Below are 5,264 nucleotides of genomic sequence, written 5' to 3'. Positions count from 1 at the left end.
CAAAACTATACAGCGAACGCAAACACCACCAACAACTATAGTGTGAATAAGTCTTCGGCCTATTAGTACCAGTCAACTCCACGCCTTACAACGCTTCCATACCCGGCCTATCAACCTCATCATCTCTAAGGAGCCTCACACACCACAAAGAGTGCCAGGAGAACTCATCTCGAAACAGGCTTCCCGCTTAGATGCCTTCAGCGGTTATCCCTCCCGAACGTAGCCAATCAGCCATGCACCTGGCGGTACAACTGACATACCAGAGGTTCGTCCGTCCCGGTCCTCTCGTACTAAGGACAGCCTTTCTCAATTCTCCAACGCGCGCAGCGGATAGGGACCGAACTGTCTCACGACGTTCTGAACCCAGCTCGCGTACCGCTTTAATGGGCGAACAGCCCAACCCTTGGGACCGACTCCAGCCCCAGGATGCGACGAGCCGACATCGAGGTGCCAAACCATGCCGTCGATATGGACTCTTGGGCAAGATCAGCCTGTTATCCCCGAGGTACCTTTTATCCGTTGAGCGACAGCGCTTCCACAAGCCACTGCCGGATCACTAGTCCCGACTTTCGTCCCTGCTCGAGTCGCCACTCTCACAGTCAAGCTCCCTTGTGCACTTACACTCAACACCTGATTGCCAACCAGGCTGAGGGAACCTTTGGGCGCCTCCGTTACACTTTAGGAGGCAACCGCCCCAGTTAAACTACCCATCAGGCACTGTCCCTGAACCAGATCATGGCCCGAAGTTAGACATCCAGATTGACCAGAGTGGTATTTCAACAACGACTCCACCACCACTAGCGTAGCGGCTTCACAGTCTCCCACCTATCCTACACAAGCCAACCCAAACACCAATACCAAACTATAGTAAAGGTCACGGGGTCTTTCCGTCCTGCTGCGCGAAACGAGCATCTTTACTCGTACTGCAATTTCACCGAGTTCATGGTTGAGACAGTAGGGAAGTCGTTACTCCATTCGTGCAGGTCGGAACTTACCCGACAAGGAATTTCGCTACCTTAGGATGGTTATAGTTACCACCGCCGTTTACTGGGGCTTAAATTCTCAGCTTCGCCCACACAGGGCTAACCAATCCTCTTAACCTTCCAGCACCGGGCAGGAGTCAGTCCGTATACCTCGTCTTACGACTTCGCACGGACCTGTGTTTTTGATAAACAGTCGCTTCCCCCTGGTCTCTGCGACCCCTACACGCTCCCCACCGCACGGGCAGATCACGCTCAGGGCCCCCCTTCTCCCGAAGTTACGGGGGCATTTTGCCGAGTTCCTTAACCATGATTCTCTCGATCGCCTTAGTATTCTCTACCTGATCACCTGTGTCGGTTTCGGGTACGGGCAGCTAAAACCTCACGCCGATGCTTTTCTCGGCAGCATAGGATCACCAAATCCCCCACAAACAAGGGGTCCCATCACGTCTCAGACACACAACCGGCGCATTTAACAACCAGTCATCCTACACGCTTAGACCACGACAACCACCGCGTGGCTTGGCTACCTTCCTGCGTCACACCTGTTAACACGCTTACCTCCAAAGCTTGGGTCCCACACACCCCACAACACCACAAAGAAAAACTTCATGACACCGTGATCGGCATGGTTAGCATCACAATATCAGTATGGACGGTCCTTCACTGGTACGGGAATATCAACCCGTTCTCCATCGACTACGCCTGTCGGCCTCGCCTTAGGCCCCGACTAACCCAGGGCAGATTAACTTGACCCTGGAACCCTTGATCATCCGGCGCACGGGTTTCTCACCCGTGATTCGCTACTCATGCCTGCATTCTCACTCCCACACAATCCACCACACACTCCCGTGGCAGCTTCACCTCATGCAGGACGCTCCCCTACCCAACCAGCCACAAAGACTGATTGCCACAACTTCGGCGGTGTACTTGAGCCCCGCTACATTATCGGCGCAGAATCACTTGACCAGTGAGCTATTACGCACTCTTTCAAGGATGGCTGCTTCTAAGCCAACCTCCTGGTTGTCTCAGCAACTCCACATCCTTTCCCACTTAGCACACGCTTAGGGGCCTTAGTTGATGGTCTGGGCTGTTTCCCTCTCGACAATGAAGCTTATCCCCCACTGTCTCACTGCTACACTCTCACTTACCGGCATTCGGAGTTTAGCTAACGTCAGTAACCCTCGCGGGCCCATCGGCCATCCAGTAGCTCTACCTCCAGCAAGAAACATGTAACGCTGCACCTAAATGCATTTCGGGGAGAACCAGCTATCACAGAGTTTGATTGGCCTTTCACCCCTATCCACAGCTCATCCCCCCAGTTTTCAACCTAGGTGGGTTCGGTCCTCCACACGCTCTTACACGTGCTTCAACCTGGCCATGGATAGATCACTCCGCTTCGGGTCTAGATCCTGCCACTACAACGCCCTATTCAGACTCGCTTTCGCTACGACTACCCCACACGGGTTAACCTCGCGACAAAACACTAACTCGCAGGCTCATTCTTCAAAAGGCACGCCACCACCCCACACAAAAGGGGGCTATAACGGCTTGTAAGCACACGGTTTCAGGTACTATTTCACTCCCCTCCCGGGGTACTTTTCACCATTCCCTCACGGTACTGATCCACTATCGGTCATCAGGAAGTATTTAGACTTACCAGGTGGTCCTGGCAGATTCACACGAGATTCCACGAGCCCCGTGCTACTCGGGACATTGTCAACGCACACACAACACTTTCAACTACGGGACTCTCACCCACTACGGTCGACCATTCCAAGCCAGTTCGCCTACCATCATGCACTACGCCGGTGACCAGTTAGAACCACCACAACAACTCCCACAACACCCATGATGCAACACCTAACCGCTATCACACACCACAGGTTTAGCCTCATCCGCGTTCGCTCGCCACTACTAACAGAATCATTATTATTTTCTCTTCCTGCGGGTACTGAGATGTTTCACTTCCCCGCGTTCCCCCCAACTGGCCTATACATTCAACCAGCGGTCACCCACCACAACGATGAGCGAGGTTTCCCCATTCGGAAATCCTCGGATCCACGCCCAGTTATCGGCTCCCCGAGGCTTATCGCAGATTCACACGTCCTTCATCGGCTCCTGATGCCAAGGCATCCACCGTGTGCCCTTAACAACTTACACACAATCAAGAAAAAGAAGAATCAAGAAACCACACAACCGTGCAGTTCCCAGAAGATGCTCGCGTCCACTATATAGTTCTCAAACAACAAACCACACCAACACCAACACCGAGAACAACCCCAGCACCAGCACCAGCCAGTCACAAACTCAGACCACACCTAGCGTGCAACCCGAAAACCCAAGAACGCACCCGAACAACACACAAAACAATGATGACGTATACACAACACCGTGAAACAAAACAAACAACAAAAAAGGGGCTGACATTCCACCCATGAGCAAACCACCCACCCGACACTCGCGAGCAGCATGGCCAACCAAACAATAGTTGAGCTCCTTAGAAAGGAGGTGATCCAGCCGCACCTTCCGGTACGGCTACCTTGTTACGACTTAGTCCCAATCGCCAGTCCCACCTTCGACGGCTCCCCCCACCAGGGTTAGGCCACCGGCTTCGGGTGTTACCAACTTTCGTGACTTGACGGGCGGTGTGTACAAGGCCCGGGAACGTATTCACCGCAGCGTTGCTGATCTGCGATTACTAGCGACTCCGACTTCATGGGGTCGAGTTGCAGACCCCAATCCGAACTGAGACCGGCTTTTAGGGATTAGCTCCACCTCACAGTATCGCAACCCTCTGTACCGGCCATTGTAGCATGCGTGAAGCCCAAGACATAAGGGGCATGATGATTTGACGTCATCCCCACCTTCCTCCGAGTTGACCCCGGCAGTCTCCTATGAGTCCCCACCATCACGTGCTGGCAACATAGAACGAGGGTTGCGCTCGTTGCGGGACTTAACCCAACATCTCACGACACGAGCTGACGACAACCATGCACCACCTGTATACCAGCCCCGAAGGGAAACGCCATCTCTGACGCAGTCCAGTATATGTCAAGCCTTGGTAAGGTTCTTCGCGTTGCATCGAATTAATCCGCATGCTCCGCCGCTTGTGCGGGCCCCCGTCAATTTCTTTGAGTTTTAGCCTTGCGGCCGTACTCCCCAGGCGGGGCACTTAATGCGTTAGCTACGGCGCGGAAAACGTGGAATGTCCCCCACACCTAGTGCCCAACGTTTACGGCATGGACTACCAGGGTATCTAATCCTGTTCGCTCCCCATGCTTTCGCTTCTCAGCGTCAGTTACAGCCCAGAGACCTGCCTTCGCCATCGGTGTTCCTCCTGATATCTGCGCATTCCACCGCTACACCAGGAATTCCAGTCTCCCCTACTGCACTCTAGTTAGCCCGTACCCACTGCAAAACCAGGGTTAAGCCCCAGCCTTTCACAGCAGACGCGACCAACCGCCTACAAGCTCTTTACGCCCAATAATTCCGGACAACGCTCGCGCCCTACGTATTACCGCGGCTGCTGGCACGTAGTTAGCCGGCGCTTTCTCTGCACCTACCGTCACTTTCGCTTCTTCGATGCTAACAGAGGTTTACAACCCGAAGGCCGTCATCCCTCACGCGGCGTCGCTGCATCAGGCTTGCGCCCATTGTGCAATATTCCCCACTGCTGCCTCCCGTAGGAGTCTGGGCCGTGTCTCAGTCCCAGTGTGGCCGGTCACCCTCTCAGGCCGGCTACCCGTCGTCGCCTTGGTAAGCCATTACCTCACCAACAAGCTGATAGGCCGTGAGCCCATCTAAAACCACTCCATAACGCTTTCCACCAACACCCCATGCGGAGATTGGTCGTATCCGGTATTAGACCCAGTTTCCCAGGCTTATCCCAGAGTCAAAGGTAGGTCACTCACGTATTACTCACCCGTTCGCCACTAATCCACCTAGCAAGCTAGGCTTCATCGTTCGACTTGCATGTGTTAAGCACGCCGCCAGCGTTCGTCCTGAGCCAGAATCAAACTCTCCGTTACAAAAACAAAAAGCAAACGCATGATCCCATAACTCTCAAAAAAACAATGAACTACTGACAAAACAAAAAACAAGGACACACAACACCAGGCACACCAACGCACCCCATGCTCTGCACCCCACACGAATGTCCCAACCAGCAGACACCACAACAAAATTTTCAGAACTACAAGACCACACCAAAAACATGACCTCAATAAGATCAAAAAACATATACGGTATCAACCCCGCACACCAACACCCCACCAAAAAAAA

2 rRNA genes are annotated in these 5,264 nt (G+C 53.4%); both read right to left on the bottom strand.

Annotated elements, in window-relative coordinates:
- Window positions 1-42 precede the first annotated feature (42 nt).
- Window positions 43-3,143 (bottom strand): 23S ribosomal RNA (locus HMPREF2958_RS04040).
- 341 nt (window positions 3,144-3,484) lie between these two features.
- Window positions 3,485-5,011: ribosomal RNA gene (locus HMPREF2958_RS04035) — 16S ribosomal RNA — on the bottom strand.
- Together the 16S and 23S rRNA genes form the textbook arrangement of a ribosomal RNA operon.
- Between the last annotated feature and the right edge of the window lie 253 nt (window positions 5,012-5,264).

The sequence above is a fragment of the Rothia sp. HMSC036D11 genome (assembly GCF_001814205.1).
GTDB lineage: Bacteria > Actinomycetota > Actinomycetes > Actinomycetales > Micrococcaceae > Rothia > Rothia dentocariosa.
The sequence above is the reverse complement of the archived record's forward strand: the minus strand, read 5'-3'. Positions and strand labels throughout refer to the sequence as shown.